Annotated in this window: 16 protein-coding genes; 6 read left to right on the forward strand and 10 right to left on the reverse strand. The window is 56.9% G+C overall.

What is annotated here, in order from left to right; all coding sequences use genetic code 11:
* Positions 1-46: 46 nt before the first annotated feature.
* A complete protein-coding gene (locus NUW46_RS18380) occupies positions 47-1,318 on the reverse strand; it encodes a D-amino acid dehydrogenase (RefSeq protein ID WP_418140892.1) in 1,272 nt (423 codons plus the stop codon).
* Between the two features lie 17 nt (positions 1,319-1,335).
* The gene (locus tag NUW46_RS18385) at positions 1,336-2,169 is read right to left on the reverse strand and encodes a polyphosphate kinase (RefSeq protein WP_418140893.1); all 834 of its coding nucleotides are present in this window, start codon (positions 2,167-2,169) and stop codon (positions 1,336-1,338) included.
* Between the two features lie 129 nt (positions 2,170-2,298).
* Here NUW46_RS18385 and NUW46_RS18390 point away from each other — a divergent pair, with 129 nt between their 5' ends.
* From NUW46_RS18390 to NUW46_RS18400, 3 genes are all read left to right on the forward strand, one after another.
* Positions 2,299-3,108 (forward strand): TatD family hydrolase, encoded by an 810-nt coding sequence (locus NUW46_RS18390; protein WP_418140894.1) that lies wholly within the window; start codon positions 2,299-2,301, stop codon positions 3,106-3,108.
* On the forward strand, positions 3,105-4,313 hold the full coding sequence (locus NUW46_RS18395; protein ID WP_136631174.1) for an HD-GYP domain-containing protein: 1,209 nt from the start codon (positions 3,105-3,107) through the stop codon (positions 4,311-4,313). Before NUW46_RS18390 ends, NUW46_RS18395 begins: the two co-directional genes overlap by 4 nt.
* Positions 4,314-4,382: 69 nt before the next feature.
* The gene (locus NUW46_RS18400; protein ID WP_418140895.1) at positions 4,383-5,999 is read left to right on the forward strand and encodes a Na/Pi cotransporter family protein; all 1,617 of its coding nucleotides are present in this window, start codon (positions 4,383-4,385) and stop codon (positions 5,997-5,999) included.
* On the opposite strand, the gene NUW46_RS18405 is transcribed toward NUW46_RS18400, so the two are convergent.
* The 8 genes from NUW46_RS18405 to NUW46_RS18440 all read right to left on the reverse strand — a co-directional run bounded on the left by NUW46_RS18405 (position 5,969) and on the right by NUW46_RS18440 (position 14,307).
* Positions 5,969-8,194 (reverse strand): PhnD/SsuA/transferrin family substrate-binding protein, encoded by a 2,226-nt coding sequence (locus tag NUW46_RS18405; RefSeq protein WP_418140896.1) that lies wholly within the window; start codon positions 8,192-8,194, stop codon positions 5,969-5,971. The two genes, NUW46_RS18400 and NUW46_RS18405, sit on opposite strands and share 31 nt — an antisense overlap.
* Before the next feature lie 50 nt (positions 8,195-8,244).
* Positions 8,245-9,204 (reverse strand): ABC transporter substrate-binding protein, encoded by a 960-nt coding sequence (locus NUW46_RS18410; protein WP_418140897.1) that lies wholly within the window; start codon positions 9,202-9,204, stop codon positions 8,245-8,247.
* A gap of 103 nt (positions 9,205-9,307) precedes the next feature.
* Positions 9,308-10,216 carry a lysine exporter LysO family protein gene (locus NUW46_RS18415; RefSeq protein ID WP_418140898.1) on the reverse strand — a complete coding sequence of 303 codons (909 nt, stop codon included), beginning with the start codon at positions 10,214-10,216 and terminating at the stop codon, positions 9,308-9,310.
* Positions 10,217-10,245: 29 nt separating this feature from the next.
* Positions 10,246-10,614: a hypothetical protein gene (locus NUW46_RS18420; RefSeq protein ID WP_222465580.1), complete on the reverse strand. Its 369-nt coding sequence runs from the start codon at positions 10,612-10,614 to the stop codon at positions 10,246-10,248.
* Positions 10,615-10,626: 12 nt separating this feature from the next.
* Positions 10,627-10,947, reverse strand: a complete 321-nt coding sequence (locus NUW46_RS18425; protein WP_418140899.1) for a DUF2288 domain-containing protein — start codon at positions 10,945-10,947, stop codon at positions 10,627-10,629.
* A 95-nt stretch (positions 10,948-11,042) separates the two neighbouring features.
* Positions 11,043-11,441 (reverse strand): response regulator, encoded by a 399-nt coding sequence (locus NUW46_RS18430; RefSeq protein ID WP_305966358.1) that lies wholly within the window; start codon positions 11,439-11,441, stop codon positions 11,043-11,045.
* Positions 11,442-11,445: 4 nt separating this feature from the next.
* Positions 11,446-12,576, reverse strand: coding sequence for a response regulator (locus NUW46_RS18435; RefSeq protein ID WP_418140900.1), 1,131 nt, complete (start codon positions 12,574-12,576; stop codon positions 11,446-11,448).
* Between the two features lie 27 nt (positions 12,577-12,603).
* A complete protein-coding gene (locus NUW46_RS18440; protein ID WP_418140901.1) occupies positions 12,604-14,307 on the reverse strand; it encodes a diguanylate cyclase in 1,704 nt (567 codons plus the stop codon).
* A gap of 107 nt (positions 14,308-14,414) precedes the next feature.
* On the opposite strand from NUW46_RS18440, the gene NUW46_RS18445 reads away from it, so the two are divergent.
* From NUW46_RS18445 to NUW46_RS18455, 3 genes are read left to right on the forward strand one after another with little or no spacing between them, the layout of a single operon-like run.
* Complete coding sequence (locus NUW46_RS18445) at positions 14,415-16,205, forward strand: ATP-binding protein (RefSeq protein WP_418140902.1); 1,791 nt, start codon at positions 14,415-14,417, stop codon at positions 16,203-16,205.
* Entirely contained in the window at positions 16,192-18,252 is a 2,061-nt protein-coding gene (locus tag NUW46_RS18450; RefSeq protein WP_418140903.1) for a GAF domain-containing protein, read from the forward strand. Before NUW46_RS18445 ends, NUW46_RS18450 begins: the two co-directional genes overlap by 14 nt.
* Positions 18,253-20,208 (forward strand): ATP-binding protein, encoded by a 1,956-nt coding sequence (locus NUW46_RS18455; RefSeq protein WP_418140904.1) that lies wholly within the window; start codon positions 18,253-18,255, stop codon positions 20,206-20,208. It abuts the gene before it with no gap.
* The last annotated feature ends 15 nt before the right edge of the window (positions 20,209-20,223 follow it).

Below are 20,223 nucleotides of genomic sequence, written 5' to 3' on the forward strand. Positions count from 1 at the left end.
TATCCGTCCTCCTCCCAAGCCTTTTGCGCGCACCGGTTTGTTGAGACTATTCCTGGAATCTTCCGGGTCGGAAGGCATCCAAAGATATGGCTGGCTCCTCGCCTTCGATTATCTGGGCGATGACATCGGCACTGCCGGCTGACAGGGTCCAGCCGAAGGTGCCGTGGCCGGTATTCAAATAGAGATTTTCTCTGGGACCGCGGCCAATAATCGCAGGGCCGTCGGGGGTCATGGGGCGAAAACCTGTCCAGGTTTCAGCGACATCGAGGTCGGCACAGCCGGGGAACCGGGATTCGACCGACTTCTTGATAGTTGCCAGTCGGGCTTCGGGAATCTCCCGATTAAAATCGGCCAGTTCAACGAAGCCGGTGGCCCGTAAACGGTTGCCCAGACGGGTAGAGACGACTTTGTAGTTGTCGTCGTGTATGGTCGATGACGGACCGCGCTCCGGGTCTTTCATCGGAACCGTCAGGCTGTAGCCTTTCACCGGATAGATGGGCAGTTCCAGGCCCAACGGCTGCACCAGATGATTGGACCAGCACCCGGCGCTGATTACGAAGGCATCCGCCTCCAGGGTTTCCATCACCCCTTCGCCGGTTCTGAGTGAAATTGCACTGACCTTCTGCTCATCGGCAATCAGCTTTTCCGCTTCCACGTTGTAACGAACGACAACCCCCTTTTCCTCGCAGGCTTTCGCTAGCTCCCGGGAGAACTTGTGACAGTCACCGGTGCCATCGCTGTCGTAGCTGAGGGCCCCGTATAGCGGGCCGTTGCCGACCATGCCGGGTTCGGCCTCGCGCACCTGTTCGGGGGTGAGCAGACGGGAAGGGATGCCGAGCTCCTTCAGAAGTTCATGGGTTGTCCGGTAGCCTTCCAGCGCCTCCGGGGTGCTGGCCAGGTGCAGCAGGCCCTGATGGTCGCCATCAAAGGCAAGATCCAACTCCTTTTCCAGCGCGAGAAACCGTTCCCGGCTGTGGATGCCCAGGCGCAACATGGCGCGACGATTCAGGCCGAACAGGCCAGGCGACCAGGCGTAACGGAGGGTGGCGAACATGAATTTCAGGGTTTCCACCGACGGCGGGAAGCGAAGCTTCAAGGGGCCGTCCTGCTTGAGGATCCAGGGGATGGCCTTGAACACAATCGAGGGATCGGCCCAGGGGTAGACCACGCCGTAGGAGCGCTGGGCCGCGTTGGCCTTGCTGGTTTCGTTGCCGGCAATTGCGTGACGCTCCAGCACAGTCACCTGGTGGCCCCGGCGATTCAGTTCGTAGGCCGTGGTCATTCCCACCACGCCGCCACCGACTACAACAATGTGCATGCATTCCTCCGCTGTGTTTATTTCACGCCATTTTTTGCCAACAGGCGTCGGTATTCTTTCAGGACAGTCTCATCTTCTTTCGGATAATCCGGCGCCAGATTCTGCAGTTGCTCTGCCAGTATCGCCGCAACAATGGCACGGGCCTGGGGTTTCCGGTCACCCGGCACAATGAACCAGGGAGACTGCTCCGTATGGGTCTCGGCCAGGGCCTCTTCGGCGAAGGCTTCGTACTGGCGACGTTTCTCCCACCCGTCGATATCCGACTTGTCGAATTTCCAGCGCTTGCGCGGTTTGTCGAGGCGCTTCAACAGGCGCTGTCGATGCTCGTCTTCAGACAGGTTGAGCCAGATCTTGATGATTGTGGTGCCCTCTTCCACCAGGTGGGTCTCGAAGTTCCGGATGGAGCAGTAACGATTCTGCCAGTTGTAGCTGTCGGGCTCATGGACCGGCCATACCCGCTCGGCGATCACAGCTTCGTGATGGCTGCGATTGAAGGCCACCATCTCGCCAAAGCCGGGCAAGAAGGGCGTGACCCGCCATAGAAAGTCATGGCGGGTTTCGGCACCCTTGGGCCGGCTGAATGACCATGCGTGAAAGCCGGCGGGATCTGCAAAGGTGGCCAGTGTGCGGATCAGGCTGTCCTTACCGCTGGTATCCGGTCCGTGTGTGACCAGCAGCACCGCCCTTGCCTGATTTGCCCAGAGTCGGCGCTGGTATTCACCAATCTGTTCCAGGTTGGCCTCAAGGCCGGGCAGCTCCGTTTCATCGCTGTCCAGCAATGTCGGGTAGTCCCGGAATCTGGGTTTTCCGGGGTCGAAAAGAAAAGAGCTGGCAAACGCCGACAGCTTCATCAAAGTGCTCCGTGCAACTCCCTATGGATGTAATACAGGTCAACAATCGAACAAGCTGGTAAACTTGTGAGAATGAATTCACAGAATAGCAGCCTGGACGCAGGTTGCGATGGAGTGTAGTACCCGGCAATGAGTAAGAAACGTCGCGAGATTCCCGTATTCGATCACCCGATCATCGAGACCCACTGTCACCTGGATTACCTCAAGGACCGCCCGCTTGAGGAAACACTGGAACAGGCACAGGGGGTCAATATCGAGAAGGTGATCACCATTGCGGTGTCCCCGGACAACCTTGCAAGGGTACGCGAACTCAGCCAGGTGGCACCCTGGGTTTACGGTACCCAGGGAATCCACCCGCACGATGCCGAAAGTTATTCCGACGACGTGGAAGCGGAAATCCGCGCCCATGCCCGGGACGAAAAGATCGTTGCCGTGGGCGAGATTGGGCTGGACTACTTCTACGACAACGCCGATCGGAACGTACAGCGCGAGGTGTTCCGGCGTCAGTTGCAGATTGCCTGTGACACGGACCGGCCTGTCGTTATTCACAGCCGGGAAGCAGACGACGATACCATCGAGATTCTTGGCGAGTTTGAGGCCACCCTGAAGCGCCGCGGTGTCATCCATAGCTTCACGTCCGGCCCCGGGCTTGCGCGGTATGCCCTGGATCAGGGCTGGTGCCTGGGCTTCAACGGCATCACCACGTTCAACAAGGCGGAGAACGTCAGGGACATCGTGCGCATGGCACCGATCGACCAGATCCTGCTGGAAACCGATTCACCCTTCCTCACCCCGGTACCCTACCGCGGCAAGGAAAATGCACCGTTTTACCTGCCCTTCGTCGCCGAGAAAATCGCCGAGGTGAAAGAGCTGCCCCTGGACGAGGTGATTGGTAAGACTTATCAGAACAGCCTGAGGACGTTTTTCCCCGGCGAATGATAAAACGCGTCCCCATCTCCGCACTCAAGGTCGGCATGTACATAACCGACCTGAACAACGACTGGATTCCCCATAACACCCAGCGCAAGCGCGGTGTGATCAAAAAAGAGGAAACCATCGAGAAAATCCGCCGTATGGGGGTGGAGTTCGTTTATATAGATGCGTCGAAGGGTCTGGACACCCAGGACTCGGAAACGGCCGCCGAAGTGGATCGCCGGAACGAGTCGGCCCTGCAAAAGGCGGGTGCATTAGCCCCGGCGCTGCAGCCACATGTTCCGCTCGCGGAAGAAATCGTGATCGCTCAGCAGATCCACAGCCAGGCCCAGAGCCTGGTGGGCGATTTCATGAACCACGCCAAAGTGGGTGGCGCCATTGATGTGGCACCCATCCACGAGCTGGCGGATGAGCTCCAGCATTCGGTGCTCCGGAATGCCAATGCCCTCAGCTGCCTTGGACGAATCCGGGAGAAAGACAACTACCTGCTGGAACACTCGGTCAATCTCAGTGTGTTGATGTCCCTGTTCGGGAATCATCGGGGTCTGTCTGCGGATGTGCTGCACCAGACTATCGTGGGCGCGCTGCTGCACGATCTGGGTAAGATCCTCACTCCCGACGAGATACTCCACAAGCCCGGCCGTCTGACGCCGGAAGAGTTTGAAGTAATGAAGCTTCATGCTCGCCATTCACGAGACATTCTGGCTACCACCGAGGGCATCGGAGAGCTCACCGTCATCACAGCAGCCCAGCACCACGAGCGCCTGGACGGTACCGGTTATCCGGAAGGCCTGAAGGGCGACGAGATTTCGGAGTATGGTCGCATGGTCGCGATCAGCGATGTTTACGATGCCATCACGGCAGACCGGGTCTATCACAAGGGCATGACACCAACCCAGGGCCTGAAGAAGCTCCTGGAATGGAGCGGCAGTCATCTGGATCCAGTTCTGGTCAAACAGTTTATCCGCTGCCTTGGGCTTTATCCGGTGGGCTCGCTGGTGCTGCTGGAAAGCGGTCGTCTCGGCGTGGTGGTCGAAGCCAACGAGAGCGATCAGAGACTGCCGACTGTGCGCGTTATGTATCACACCAAATTCCGTATGCCGATCACGGTGGACACCATTGATCTCTCGAAGCCGGGCACCCAGGACCGGATCCTCCGGGCCGTGGATCCGGAAACCTACAAGATCGATGTCCGGAAATTCCTCGCCTGAGTATTCGCCTCGTCCACCCCGGGCTCTGCTAATCTGAAAGCAACCCAGCTTCGAGTAACAAGTTCCGACATGACTGCAACTGTCTTTCAGATTCTCGGTGGCCTTGCCCTGTTTCTGCTCGCCATGGAGATGATGACCAATGGCCTGAAAAGCGCTGCAGGGCATCAATTACGCCATATGCTCGGACACTGGACCCGCAGCCCTCTAAGGGGATTTGGGGCCGGTGTATTGATCACCGGCATCGTCCAGTCTTCAAGCGCGGTCACCGTCGCTACCATCGGCTTTGTGAATGCGGGCCTGCTCAGCCTCAGTCATTCACTCGGGGTGGTTTTCGGCGCGAACGTAGGCACCACCATGACCGGCTGGCTGGTCAGTTTTGTCGGCTTCGGATTCAAGATCGAGGCGTTCGCCATGCCTCTGCTGGCAGCCGGTGTGGCCCTGAAGCTGCTGGCCCGGAGCCAGCGGAACCAGTCACTTGGTGAGGCCCTTGCCGGGTTTGCTCTGTTTTTCCTCGGGCTCTCGGTTCTCAAGGACTCCCTTGGGCAACTGACCGTCGGCCTTGATAGTTCTGAATTTCTCGACCAGGCCATCGCATTACCCCTCTTCGTTCTATTCGGGTTTCTGGCGACGGTGCTGACTCAATCATCCAGCGCGGCCCTGGCCATCATCCTCAGCGCCGCCGCCAACAGTCTTCTTTCGCTTGAAGATGCCGCAGCGGCAGTCATCGGCGCCAACCTGGGCACCACCTCCACCGCCGCCATTGCCGTACTCAAGGCCACCGCGAATGCCAGACGCCTCGCCCTTGGTCATGTCATGTTCAATCTTGTCACGGGCGCCATCGCCATTCTGATCCTGCCTTTGATGCTCTGGCTCATTGCCTGGTTAACCGACTGGCTGGACCTGGACACCAATGCCGCCCTGTCGCTCGCCATATTCCATACACTGTTCAACCTGCTTGGCGCAGCGATCATGCTGCCGCTGTTGAAGCCATTCGCACGTATCCTCGGTCGAATGTTCCGAAGCAAGGAGGAGGACAACGCAGAACCCCGATTTCTGGATGACACCCTGATCAACACGCCGGAACTTGCGGTGGGCGCCGTTGATCAGGAAATGAAGCGACTGATTGGCCTGACTCGGGGGCTGCTGAGAGTCTGCCTTGACCGGGAGGATCTGGCTCCGGAAAAGATCAGGGCCACCATGGAAGCTGCGCAGAGTCTCAATAGTGCGATAACGGAGTACATCTCTCGCCTTCGTGCCGAGAAGATGCTGCCTGCCACGGTCGATACCCTGACCCTGTCCATTCGCACCTGCCGATACCTTGCGGAAGCAACAGAGCTGGCTCCTGCGCTCCTGCGGCTCCGACAGTCAGGGAAACTCGTGCAAACGGCACCACTGAAAGGTGAGATGGACGCCTATACCAATTTATTACGCGAGTTGGTGGCGTCGGAAGTGGGATTGCCGGAAATCTTCGGGGAAACCGAGAAGATCTACCATATTCTGAAGTCGCGAATGCTGGCCATGATTGTCAAACGCGAGCTGCCAGCAGTTATGGGGGAACGAACGCTGGATGACCTGAGTTCAGTTCGCCGGCTCTGTGACCAATGGACCAAATCCCTGGATTGGCGCCCCTCTTCAGAACTGCTCAATGGAGAGACTCAGGCCGAAGGCTCAGCGAACCGCACATAACGATTACGGCCTTCGTGTTTTGCCTGATACATTGCCTGATCCGACTGCCGCAGGAGCTGATCCCCGTCGAGATCCGCAGTTTGCGGGAACAGCGTGTATCCGATACTGGCTGAGACTTCCACACTGTGGTCAGCCACCCAGATCGGTTCAGCCACGCGGGCCAGCAGACGTACCAACAGGCTTTCGAGGGATGCGTCATCCTGAACATTCATGACAATAGCCGCGAACTCATCTCCCCCAAGCCGCGCCAGAGTGTCCTCCTCCCTGAGTTCGGCACGCATTCGGTTAGCGATCTCGACCAGCAACTGGTCCCCCGCCTCATGGCCGAAGGCATCGTTTACCGGCTTGAACTCGTCCAGATCAATGTAAACCACCGCCAGTTTCCCACTCTGTCGCCGGGTCAAGGCCATGGCCTGCTGCAATCGGTCGGCAAAGAGAACCCGGTTCGGCATTCCGGTCAGGGCATCGTAATGGGCCATGATCCTGAGCCTTCTTTCCTGCTCCTTGAGCCGAGTGACGTCACTGAAAATGCCGACAAAATGCGAGACGTCGCCCTGATCACTGCGGACACTGCTGAGCGTCACCGACAGGGTAATCTTCTCACCATCGTTTCTTGTACTCGGGAATTCACCCGACCAGAACCCATGGCCACGGGCGCTGGCGAAGATGCCACTGCCTTCCTCCATCGGTAAGGGAGGCAGTCGCCCGATCGCCCGATTGCGAGGCCGACCGGTAATTGCAAGGTACGCATCGTTGGCATCAATGACGATACCGTGATTGTCGGTAATAAAAATGGCCTCGCGGGCGTATTCAAACACGCTGGCCGCCAGACGCTGGCGCTGCTCCGCCTTTTTCCGCAAGGTGATGTCGTACAGGGAGCAGAGAATCAACGGTTCCGGGTCATCCTCGGTGTGGACCGGCGCCATGGTGAGCTCAACCCAGACTTCGGTGCCGTCAGAACGGTTAAGCACCCACTCGCATTGCTGTACCTGCCCACCGGATACCTGGGCAAGCATGGGCGCCAGTTTCTGCCGGGAAATCTGGCCATCCGGCTGGTATTCTGGTGAAAACGCCGCCAGCTCCTTGCCAATCAGCGATTCGCTTGAGGAATACCTGAGTAGATCGACAGAAGCCCGGTTGGTGTCGCTGAAAAGCCCACCGCGGATCAATAGCGCCGCTTGTGGCCAACTCCGAATCAGCTGTCGCAGACGCCTCTGCTCCGAAGCCAGTTGCCGCTTGCTTCGGCCCAGCCAGAGCGACGATGCCACCAGCAGCATGACCAGTACCAGAATGGTAAAAACCCATAACCGATACTGGTGCAGAGCATCTACCCAGGTGAGTCGGGGCATCTGATCGTAAGGCGGCTCCCTCAGCGTTTGCGCAAGAAACTCAACAGACTGGTAATCGGCGGGAGGTGAGAACCCGGCAATGCCAATCGCAAGCGCAACCTCATCTTCTGGTTCGATAGCAAAAAGCGCCGACGCGATCCGGCGCACAGACCGTTCGTTCACGTGGGGCAAAGCCACCAGGGGCCATTCCGGGTAGAGCCGGGTGGAGACAACGTAGGGAAAACCGGCCAGCCGTTGACGATTCAGAACCTTCACCCGGGTAAAAAGATCAGGGTCCGTTTGCGCCATCTGTTCCAGAATACTGGTGCGGACAAAACCCACGTCCGCATCACCGGAGAGTACCGAGCGAACCACCCGGTCATGAGTGCCCAGGAATCGAATCAGGTTCACTCTCCGGATATCAATACCCGCGTCCAACAGCTCGAGCAGCTGGGTCTGGTAACCCCCCAGAAAATGAACGCCGGGCGAGGCAATCGTCTTGTCATGGAGATCAGCAAGATCTTCAATATCGTCACGCCCGGCCTTGGTAAAGATAACGCCGCCAAGACTCGCGGTCGAGGACTCACCGGAGCGTCTGACCAGCGTAGCCAGCACACCAGTCAGACTTCTTTCACTGCGAATCAACAGAAAATGGCTCGGGTTAGTGAGAAAAAAATCCAGCCGGTTCGCGGCGATCGCCCGGCTCATGTTCTCCTGGTTAAGAATCTCCAGTTCTATCCGAATACCGGTTTCTCGGGACAGATATTCAGTCAGAGGTTGATAGCGTTGCTGCAGCACATGATCGGGACGATAGGCGAAGATCCCGAAAGTTAATGTCTCCTCGGCACTGGCGGGTGCAACCGCCACAAATTCCGTAGCGAACAGAAAGACAAGAGCAACAGCAAATCGGCGAATATTCAATAGACCCTCGCTGGCAGAAACGAAGCATCCGACAACTGCTGGATTTCCGGATTCTGTTCAATCATCCCTTCTGCCATCATCAGACCGGACAGGGATCTGGCCATGGTTTCGATGGATCCCTCTGTTCTGAGATAACGCTGATTGGCCGCCAGATCCGGCAGCATGACAGTGGCCAGCGCTGTCCGGACCTCATCCGGGCTGATCCCCTGACGGGTCGCAATGCGGTATACCGAGTCGTGCATGCTGCGCACCAGGTGCTGCAGGCCCCTGAAGTGCCCTGACACCAGGTCGCGAACCGCACGGGGATTTCTGTCTGCCGCTTCCCGGGTCACCACCAGCACATCAAATATGGTTTCCGGGATATCGCTGCTATCGAACAGCCTGACGCCACCAGCGTTCTCGATCATCGACGCTGTTGGCTCATAGCATACGCATGCATCCACTTCACCCCGCGACCAGGCTTGTGCATGCTCGCTTACCGGCAAATCGACTTTAATCACGTCGTTCGGAGAAAGGCCCGCAACCTCTAGAATCTTGAACAGCATAATGCCCGAGACGCCGTTCAACTCCACCGCAATTCGCTGCTTCTTCAACCCGGCCAGATCGGTAATCGAGGGCCGCACCATGAGTACATCAGCGCCGGCGGAAACATCAACAACAGCCACCACAAGCAGCTCTAACCCCCTGGACGATAGCCGTATGGTTTCATCCAGAGTCAGTGCCGCGCCATCAATGGCCCCCGAAAGGAGTCCATCCATAGAGTCTTTTGCAGAGGTACCGGGCACCAGCACAATCGTTTCCGGTAGCCAGTTGAAATCATCGGCGAGGTAAAGCGGTTCATAGCCGACCCAGGGGTGGATACCGAATCTCAGCGGGCCGGAACCGCTGCAACCGGCCAATCCCGCGACGGACAGCCCGGCTGCGATCGATAAACCAAGGAATTCACGGCGTTGCATCAGGATCCGGACCGGGCTAGGACATTAACAATTGTCAATAAACGCTAGTTTACTGTTTCCCATACTACCCGTAAAACCGCAACTTGCATTGCACCGTGTCAATTTATCCCAAAGACAGGAACACCCCCATCAGCACCGGGGACAGAAAAGACAGCAGAAATCCGGAGGCAATCGCCACCGGCACACAGGGTAGCCCACCGCTACTGCGGATCACCGGCAGCGTGAAGTCCATGGCGGTCGCGCCGCCGTATCCGATGGCCATGGCCGGCCGGCTGGCGATCAGCAGAGGGATGATGGCCAGCGCAACAATCTCCCTGAGTACATCATTCAGGAAGGCAACTCCTCCCCAGGCAGGCCCGAGGGCTTCACCAATCACAATGCCGGACAGCGAATACCAGCCAAACCCGGAGGCGACCGCCAGGGCGTCGTGCCAGGGCAGCCCCAGCCACGGAATCAGAACGGCGCCGGCAGCCAGGGAGCTGACCGTCAGGGCCAGGGCGATCCCCAGGCCCTGACGGTTCATCAGCAGCTTACGCAACGACAGACCGGCATTGCGCAACTGGAGTCCAATCAGGAACAGGAGGAACATCAGGGCCCAGGTAGCCAGCTGTTCAGCCATCGGCATATCAGGCAGCAGGTAGTATCCGGCGAGCAGCCCGGCAATAACCGCTATCAAGGGTTTCAGGCCGGCCAGGAACAATCTGCGGTAACCCGGGCTGACACTGCCTTCAACACGCTCAACCGACATTGGCTGCCAGCGGTGGAACAGCCACAGCCCCATCATGTTGGCGACGAACAGCACCAGTACCAGCGTTATGACCTGGGTAGCCATACCGCCCAGTTGCGCCGCAAGCCCCTCCATCTGGCCAAGCCCCAGGCCAAGCAGCAGCAATATGAAATAAACCAGGCCTTCCACGGTGTAGTGAATAACAGTCATGGCCCTGCGACTCTCCAGGGCGATAGCAAAACCCAGGAACAGGGGCGCAAGAATGAGCAGGGCTCCAGTCAGCATGGTGTCCTCAGAAAAAGAAAGGAAGGTTATCAGATCAGGGGTTTGAACTGGTCGGGCTCGGCGTCAGCGTTTGACTGTTCAGGCTCTGGCGTTCCGATAGCCCGTGCAAGACGCTGTGCGGTCACGGACCACACCACATAGTCGCCGGGCATTGGATCGAAACCTTTTCCCATCATGGTGCCGGCAACGCTTCTGAGAACGGATTCGGCACGGGCCTGGGTGGGCCAGGGACCCCGGCAAAACTGGCCATCCGGTCGCCCCTGATCCGGCCCAGACAAAGCCACCAGCCCCCAGCGACCCTCGCTGACGGGCCTGATGTGCAGTTCAATCCGCTGCCCCTCTTTCACCATCACGAGGTCCCGAAGCGGGCTGCGGCCGTGAAAATAGTGAAGTTTCATGAAATCAGGGTGTCAGTGCAGAACATGACCGGACCTGTCCTGGACCAGAACCCAGGGTGCGATGACGACCGCCCAGAGCTCGGCATTGCGGTTGTACCAGTCTTGCGCGGTATCCGGCGCAACCTCGCCAACCCGACCATCCTGCATCCACTGCTCGAAACGGTGTTTGTTATCTGCCGCCAGCTCGGTGGCCACTTCGAGCAGATCAAGCTCCGGCGCCACCCTGACCACCTGCCCCCGGGCGAAGTAGGTCTGCAATTCATGCCAGCGGATGCGGGAAGTCTCAAGATTCAGTTTGGCTTTCAGTTCGTCCCGGGACGGGGAAGATGACATGGGAACCTCAACAATATAAACACAGCTCAGGCTGGCCAGACTACCTGAAATCACCCATGGTCGCACCTTTCCAGGCCCAACGAGGCTACGCTGTTCTAGCTTCCGGCATGCTCCAGAATCTCGTAGATCTTGTCCGATAAGGTCATCGGATCAAAGGGCTTCGGGATTACGCCCAATGCACCCAGCTCCCGGTACTCCCGAATTTCCGAGCTCTGAAGCCGTGCGGTCATAAAAATGACAGGAACATCGGCCATGCCATCGAGCTGCCTCAGGGCTTTGAGCGTTGTGGGACCATCCATGCCGGGCATCATGACATCCAGCAGAATCAGCTCAGGATCGAAATCAAGGGTCTTTTTCAAAGCCATATCACCCGATTCGCAGAGCAAAGCTTCGAAACCGCCAACATCCTGAAGCGCAATTTCAGCAATTGCGCGAATATCCGGGTCGTCTTCTACATACATAACTCGCGAGATTGGTGCATTTGCTGAAGTCATACCATCAATCCTTGACTGATTCTTCTGTCTGCATCCCCAGCCGCCGGAGAAGACGCTTACACTCCTCCGTTTCCTGTCTGCCGGCCGCGAGCATGGCCGCCGCCCGCATGGTAATTCTATCCTCACGGGTGCAGTCACTGGGCAAATGATGCACTGACCCGATAAGCTCGCGCATGCTCAGAGGCAGGTGCCACTGCACCTTGAGCCGATTGCCGTATTCCTGTGCCCACTGTTTAAGCAGTTGCTCAGCCTCGGCGGCCTGTAGTTCGCCCCCCAAACTCACATATTGGTTCAGGACTTTAAGCACCGCGAGCTCACCCAGCCGGCTGAGCAACCCGGCTTTCTGCAGCAACACAGGTTGCTTTTTCAAGCGGATGGCCAGTCTCTGCGCCTCCTTCCCGACATCGACCGCCTCCTGATAATGTTTCCTGGCAAGATCACGAAGCATGTCGTTTTTCAACTTGCTGGAGACATCCAGCGAGAGAGCCAGCGCCTGATTCAGGGTCAACGCGACCCCCATCGACGAAATGGCGTCCCGGAGCGTTTCCACCGGCTTGCCGGTGCGGCGGAACGAGGTGCTGTTGGCCACATCCAACAATCGCGCCGTCAGGCTTGCCTCGTCTCGCCACCGCTCTGCCAGTTGAGCCGGCGACAGATCTTGCTGACGGCTCATGAGCTCGAGAACCTCGGATGGATCCATGTCAGAGGGTAGTTGGATTACCTCATTGAGGGATTCCTTGAGTAGAACGGCAATCTCGGGAGTTTGGGAGTCTGAGGTCTGTAAAAGCTTTACAAGCCTTGCGTGCAGCTGTTGCACATCGAAGGGTTTGGTCATGTACCCGTTGATGCCGAAGTGTGCTGCCTTGAGCACAGATTCACGGTCTGAACGACCGGAAACCATGACAATCGGCACCTCGGCATCGGTTTTCCGCACCTTTTTGACGAGATCAAGTCCAGAGCCATCCGGCAGACTCCAGTCGGTTACAACGAGATCGAAAGCGGTTGCACTTACAAGCCCGTAAGCCTCCCCAAGGGTTTCTGCGATTTTCACCTGAGCGCCCGGGTATATCCCGGCAACCACAGTCTCAAGCAGCTCGGAAACCAGATCATCGTCTTCCAGGATTAGCGCTTTCAAACAACCACCTCATCATAGAAAACACCGTTATGACTTCGCCTCGTGAATCGTCACTCCGGCGCGACCACCACGCTTGCGGCGATAGAGAGCCTGATCCGCTGCTTCCAGTGCCGCCTCTCCACTCTCGAACTCGTTGATGCCTGCGATCCCGGCACTGAGCGTGACATGGAAGCTTTTCTCACCAACAGGAAATGACAGCTCTGAAAAGCTCTCGCCTATGCCTCTCACCAGTTTTTCCGCAGACTGGACCTGGCAATCGGGCAAAACCAGCATGAACTCCTCCCCACCGTAGCGGCCGATCATATCCGTTTCCCTGAGGCGATTCCTTAACAGATTTGCAAGCGCTCTTATCACCATATCGCCACAACGATGGCCCCAGGTATCGTTGACCTGTTTGAAATGGTCCAGATCAATCATGACAACACTGGAATGGTGACCAAGACGGCGGCAGCGGGCCACTTCCTGTTCCAGCTCCTGTTTGATTAACGAGTGCTTGAGTAGTCCCGTCAGGCTGTCACGATTCATCAGATCCGAGAGCTGCCGGGCGCGATAGCAACGGATACGTACAGAGCGCACGAGGTAATCATCAGAGACAGGCTTTACCAGAAACTCATCAGCCCCTTTGGACAGGGCTTCCAGCTGATCGTCCCGATCGTCTTCGGATGAGAGGTAAATGATTGGCAGGCTTAACCAGCGAGCCTCGAAACGAATGAGGCGAGCAAGAGTGACACCGGAGTAATCACCAATCTGAACGTCCATCAGAACGATGTCCGGTTGAAACGCAGAGAGCTCGGACATCAGACGTTCAGGATTGGTCAGGGCACGTGCTTCAATGCCGGCAGCACGGAGCACCAGACAATAGTGCTCCGCCAGCTCAACGTCATCCTCCACGATCAGTACCCGACCATTGACGCCGGCACTGCGTTCCGTGGCCGACGACTCAATACGCTCAGCCAGTTCAGTCACATCAATCGGTGCGGCGAAATAGGCGGAGGCGCCGGCCCTCGCGACGCGATAGCTGTTGTCAAAAGAATCATCGTTGCCGATAGCAACAACGGGAAGTCGACGTCGTGGCCCCTCGCCGCGACAACTTTTTATATGACGCATAACGGCGGGCAAAGCGGTATCACGACACAGAAGTGAGACGGCACCGTCGCACGCACGAAAAGACGCCTGTAGCGCCTGGTCGTCCTGTTCGTCTACAAATTGACAAACAAAGCCGTAGCGGGCCAGATCGGAGGACAATGCGCCAACAGCGCCATCCATGTCGGTATCCACGAGCAGAACCCGCACCTGCACACCATGGCTGCCGTCACTATGCTGTCGCTGCGGTGCGACGGCAGTATCACCGGGAGATGCGGCTAAATGATCGGCATCGCCCTGCAGCAGTACCGCCAGGGCATCAATACCATCGGCAAAGCCATCGGAAATCTCGATCGACTGCTGATGGACACCGGAAGACTCACTCAGATTCTCAGCCTGGCTTTTCAGTTCCTTTTCAAGCGAACGAGCATGCTGGCCCAGTTCAGGCAGCCCGAACGTTCCTGCGGATCCTGCGAGCCGGTGCAAAGACTGGTAACAACGAATCAGCCCCTCTGCAGAGAGCGTGCCGTTACGAGTCTGCTCCGCGTAAACACTTAATTCCCGGATATCGTCTCGGGCCCTCTCAAGAAATTTACTTCTCAGAGCCTTCAACTTCTCGGAAACATGGTTATCGGACTGCACAGCCACAGACTCCCTCCCGGCAATGACAGTTTGCCGCGCTCAACAAATCCACTATTCTCGCTTGTTATGAAATCACGTTAGGGGCCGCAAGGCTATTACTCCAAGGAATTACTTTGAAAAGCTTGTCCCTCGGTACCCGGATTGCCCTGATAACCATTCTTACCAGCGCTGTTACGGTTCTGATATTGCTGGGAACCGCCTACAACGAATTGCTTCGGGATTTCGAGCGGGTTCTTAGCCAGAAGCAGCTTATTGAAACCCGCAGCCTTGCGGACGACGTCAATCGTTCTCTCGAGACACGAATGTCAGCCTTACAGGCTTTTGCATCCACGCTCACAGATGGTGAAAAGCTGGTATCTCAACGCCAGATGGGCAATCTGATGGGGCGCCAACCCTCTCTCAGCAACTACTTCCAGGCAGGTCTCACCGTGATGGACGCAAACGCCGTCGCCATCGCGGAAAATATTTTCGTCCCGGGCCGGATTGGCACTTCCTACGCCGATCGAAGTCACTTTCGAAGAGCCATCGCCAGTCGGGAACCGGTGATCAGCAGCCCGATCATCGGACGCAAGACGGGTCTGCCGCTCCTGTCATTTCTGGCACCAATTGAAAGCGACGAGGGCGACCTTCTGGGCTTTGCCAGCGGCATTGTCAATCTGGAAGAGTCTGACCTGATCCCGCACCCCGCCGGCACTGATCAAAATGTAATATTCAAGGTCCTCGATACCGAACGCTTTATTCAGGTTGATTCGCTGAAATCCAATGCGCCCATGCCCGAGCTACCCGCTCCTGGAGAGAACCTTATTGTCGACGCTGCGCTTTCCGGGGTTACCTCCGGTGTTGTCACCGACCGTGATGGCCAAAAGTGGATCTATGCAACAGAGCATCTTCAGCGGGTCGGATGGATGTTCCTGCGCGCCGTACCCTATGAAACGGCGACCCGCCCAGCCTGGGCCTCGTTCCGGAAATTCCTGCTGGTGAGCGTTTTCGCCACCCTGCTCCTCGCAGCAGCCGCACTGGCGCTGACCCGGGCCGCAACCCGTCCTCTCGAGCTGATGTCGAGAAAAATACGGAGCATGACCCGGGATGGCTCAGCCTCGGGCCGGCTTGCCGAATTCGGCCCCCCGGAAGTCCGCAACCTGGCTACGGCGTTCAATACGTTGATGACAGAGCGGGAGGGTCTCGACCGCCTGAAAGACGAATTCGTCTCCACAGTCAGCCATGAACTGCGAACCCCGCTCACCTCAGTGAACGGCTCGCTGAAGCTACTGCGCTCCGGCGCGGCCGGCGAACTGCCCACCAAGGCCCAGGCTATGGTCGACGTGGCCTTCCGCAACAGCGAGCAGCTACAAAACCTGATATCCGACCTGCTGGACTTCAACAAAGCGGTCGCCGGCCGAATGCAGGTTTATCCAGAGACAGTGAGCGCCCAGAAAGCCATAGCTGATGCCTGTGAAGGCAACAGCTCCATGGCGAAACACTACCGTGTTCCACTCAGGGCGGACGATTCCGGGGACCTGCACCTGGTCGCTGACCCGGTGAGACTGCGCCAGGTACTGGATAACTTTGTAAGCAACGCCATCAAGTTTTCACCGGTGGGCGGGTTGGTGCGTATCTGGTCCGCCAAATCACAGGATGGGCAGATAAGAATCACGGTTTCGGATCAGGGTGACGGAGTTCCCCAAACCTTCGAGGACCGGCTGTTCCAACGCTTCGAGCAGGCGGAATCCGGAACGGACCGTGCGAAAGCAGGTACCGGCCTGGGGCTCGCGATTACACGGGAACTGGCCAGACTCATGGGTGGCGAAGTGGGTTACTATTACGATGGAGGAGCGAATTTCTGGATAGAGCTCCCCGCGTCAATGTCGATGCATTCAGCTGGAGGCGAACATGAGAACGCCTGAATTCCCGCCCGATGAGTCTCACCGCCTGTCAGCCCTGGATGAGCTGGCACTTCTGGACACCCCGCCGGAGGAAAGATATGACCGGCTGACCCGGCTGGCTGCATGCGCACTGAACGCCCCGATTGCGCTCGTTTCCCTGATAGACAGGGATCGGCAGTGGTTCAAATCCCGACATGGCCTGGACGCCCCAGAGACAGCACGTGACATCTCGTTTTGCGGGCACGCCATTCTGCGCGAGGAAACGTTTGTCATCGAGAACGCACTGAATGACGAGCGATTCCATGATAATCCCCTGGTCACCGGAGACCCCAGCATTCGGTTTTATGCCGGCGCCCCCCTGCACGACCGCCACGGATACAGGGTTGGAACCCTGTGCATCATTGACCGAAAGCCCCGTTCATTTTCCGAGGAAGAAGAAAGAATTCTCAGGGATCTGGCCAATCTGGTGGAGCGGGAGTTCTCGATCGGTGAACTCCGGGATTATTACGATGACCGCAATCGGGCCCTGAATGTGCTGACTGAAATCGCCATGGATTCCAGTGGCGATGCGAATCAGAGAGCGACCCGAGCCCTGGAGATCGCCTGCGAATATCTGGGCCTTGAAACCGGCATCGTCAGCCGCATCACCGAGCACGCCTACACCATCCACTGGCATCACACGCGCCAGGCTGAGCCAATCGAAAATGGCACCACTCTGCCGGTAGACCAAACGTATTGCTCACTGCTCCTTGAGTCCGGCGATAAGTTGCTCGCCATTCAACACATAGAAAAATCCGGCATGAGCAACCACCCGTGTTACGGGAATTTTGGACTTGAGACTTATCTGGCAGCGCCCATCTGGATCGATGGCGAAATCTTCGGAACGGTGAACTTCTCTTCGCGCGAACCCCGAAGCCGCCCATTTACCGCGACCGAGGAAATGTTTGTCACTCTTTTTGCTGACTGGGTAGCCGATACCCTCTACCGTATCCAACACACAGAGACCCTGAACAAACTGGTCACCCAGGCCCCCGGGATGCTCTACCAGTATCGCCTGTGGCCCGATGGCCACAGCAGTTTTCCCTACACCAGCCCCGGCATCCAGGATATCTATGGCATTGACCCGGAGGAGGCAGCAGCCGACGCAACCGGGGCGATCGATCGCGTGCACCCCGATGATTTGCCCGGGTTGCTCGATTCGATCGAGGCGTCGGCAGAATCATTATCTCAATGGCAGCATCGTTATCGAGTAAGACTTGAGCCCGACGGCTGGCGCTGGGTGGAAGGGCTCGCACAGCCTGAGTCGCTACCCGATGGCAGCACTCTGTGGCACGGGTACATTACCAACGTTGATGAGCGCCAGAAAATCGATGAAATGAAAAACCAGTTCATCTCCACTGTCAGTCACGAGCTCCGAACACCCCTGACCTCCATTTCGGGCTCTCTGGGGCTGATCTTGGGCGGCGCGACCGGCCCGATCAACGAGAAAACCGAGCAAATGCTTGATATTGCGCGACGCAACAGCAAACAACTGCGACGCCTAATCGACGACCTGCTCGATATTGAAAAACTGATCAGCGGTAACGTCAGCTTCGATCTATCGGTGGAAAAACTCGACCGTGCTGTAATCGCAGCTATTGAAGAAATTGAGCCAATGGCAGACAAACGCGGTGTCAAAATCAGGTTAAACCAGGTAGCTCAGAATCTTTACGCAGAGTACGACAGCGGCAAGCTCATACAAGCCCTGACGAACCTGCTTTCAAATGCCATTAAATTTTCTCCTGAGAGCGGTGTAGTGGACGTTTGCCTCGTTCGAGCAGGCTCCAAAGCAAGGCTGGAAGTCACTGATCGAGGGCCTGGTGTACCCAACAGTTTCCGGGATCGAATCTTTCAGAAATTCGCGCAGGCAAATTCCACTTCCTCACGATCAAAGGAAGGCACAGGCCTCGGGTTATCCATCACGAAAGAAATCATGTCTCAGATGGGCGGCAACGTTGGATTTGAATCCCATGAAGGCAAGGGAGCAACCTTCTGGTTGGAGCTCGCGCTGGTGCAGGCGCCGGATTAAATGGCCATAAAATCAGCGGATCGAACATTTTTCTTCATTATCCTGGCTGCTCGTGCGGTCGTCTTGTCGTTACTGCTCCTGGTCGCCTTTGTGTTGGACAATGCTGCCACTCAGAGTCACCGCCTCGATATCCGCCAAGAATGGCAATCCAGGCTCAACAACCTGAATCTGAGGCTACAAGGCTCCATTCTCCAGAACGTTCAGACGGTTTGGGGGCTGGCAGCCAATGTTGCGGTGCAGCCGGACATCACCGAAACCCGATTCCGACAGCTTGCGTCGGTTATCTTCGAGCTGGGGCCGCAACTCCGCAACATAGGCCTGGCCCCCGACCTGGTCATTCGCAACGTCTACCCGCTAGCAGGAAATGAATCCGCACTCGGTCTCGACCTCACCACACAGGGACTGGATTCCGCGCAGCTATTGGAGCTACAAACCTCGAGAAGACCGCTTTTCAGCGGCCCCATTACGCTGGTTCAGGGTGGCCAGGGTTTGGCAGCCAGGATTCCGATTGTGGAGAAAGAATCCGGTCGTTTCTGGGGTGTCATTTCCGTGATTCTGGATCTCGATCGCCTATACGATACTGTTGATCTGCAATCATTCATGGAAAACGGTCAGCTTGCGTTGCTCAAAACGTCAGCAATGGGGACCGACTCCGCTCTTTTTTTCGGCGAAGCGGACGTTGAGTGGCAACAACCGGTCGAAACAGAGCTTGAATTGCCAGGCACCCGATGGACTTTGCTTGCCCAGCCCGAACATGGATGGCCCAATTCACCTGAATCACCACTGCTGACTCGCTCTCTTTTGGGCTTTACCGTGTTGCTCATCGCAGCCTTCGTGTACTGGTTCACCAGACTTCTGCTTCGCGATCACAGAATGCAACGCCGGTTCTGGGGGTTATTTCAATTGGCACCCTTTGGCATCGGGCTTTATAACGCCCGTAACAAAGAGCTTATTCGCGCCAATAATAGTTTTGAGAATACCTTTGGAGACAAAGCCAGGAACCTGACTTTCTTCAATACTGCTCAAAAACAGACTGGATCGGCAAGCCTGCCCGAACGTGATATTGAGGCCATTCTGGAGCGTGACACTCGTTTCAGCGGGTTAGAGGGTTACTACCCCAACAAAAGCGGAGAACTGACCCCCATACTCTTGCAGGGCCTCACACTCGATAAACAGAACGGGGAGCCCGTGATCTGGCTGGTCACCGAGGACATCTCCGAACAGAAAGAGGCGGATCGCCTGAAGAACGAGTTCATTTCGATTGTGAGTCACGAGCTTCGTACACCGTTGACATCCATTGCCGGCTCCATGGGCTTGTTATCCAATAATGCGGTCGGCGAGCTGCCACCCAAAGCTTCGAGACTGGCGCAAATTGCCTACAGAAATGCCCAGCAGCTAACCATTCTTATTAACGACCTGCTGGATATCGAAAAGCTGATTGCCGGGAAGATGGCTTTCGAAATGGCAAGATGTAAGGTGACCGAGGTCGTGCATGAGTGCCTCGAAAGCCTCGAAAACTTCTCTGTCGAGAAGCGGGTTACACTGAAAGCGAAACATATCCATGATGTGCAGGTAAACGCAGATCGCGGTCGGCTTTGCCAGGCACTCAACAATCTTCTTTCCAACGCCATCAAGTTTTCGCCTGAAGACTCTGAAGTTACGGTTGCTAGCGAAAAATCGGAAAACGAACTACGAATTTACGTGTCCGATCAAGGACAGGGCATACCCACAGAATTCAGAGAGAGGATCTTCCAGAAATTTTCGCAGGCAGACTCATCTGATCAAAGAGCAAAAGGTGGTACCGGACTCGGGCTGGCTATCACACGCGAACTCATGCATGCCATGGGCGGGGACGTCGGCTTTGAATCCGAGGAAGGTAAGGGCGCCAGCTTCTGGCTCAGCCTGCCGTTAACCGAACCGGCAATCGAGAGCGCTACCTCAACGGCAGCGCCCTGACTAAATCCATGTCGG

The sequence above is a fragment of the Marinobacter sp. MA genome, assembly GCF_048298425.1.
Classification (GTDB): Bacteria; Pseudomonadota; Gammaproteobacteria; order Pseudomonadales; family Oleiphilaceae; genus Marinobacter; species Marinobacter salsuginis.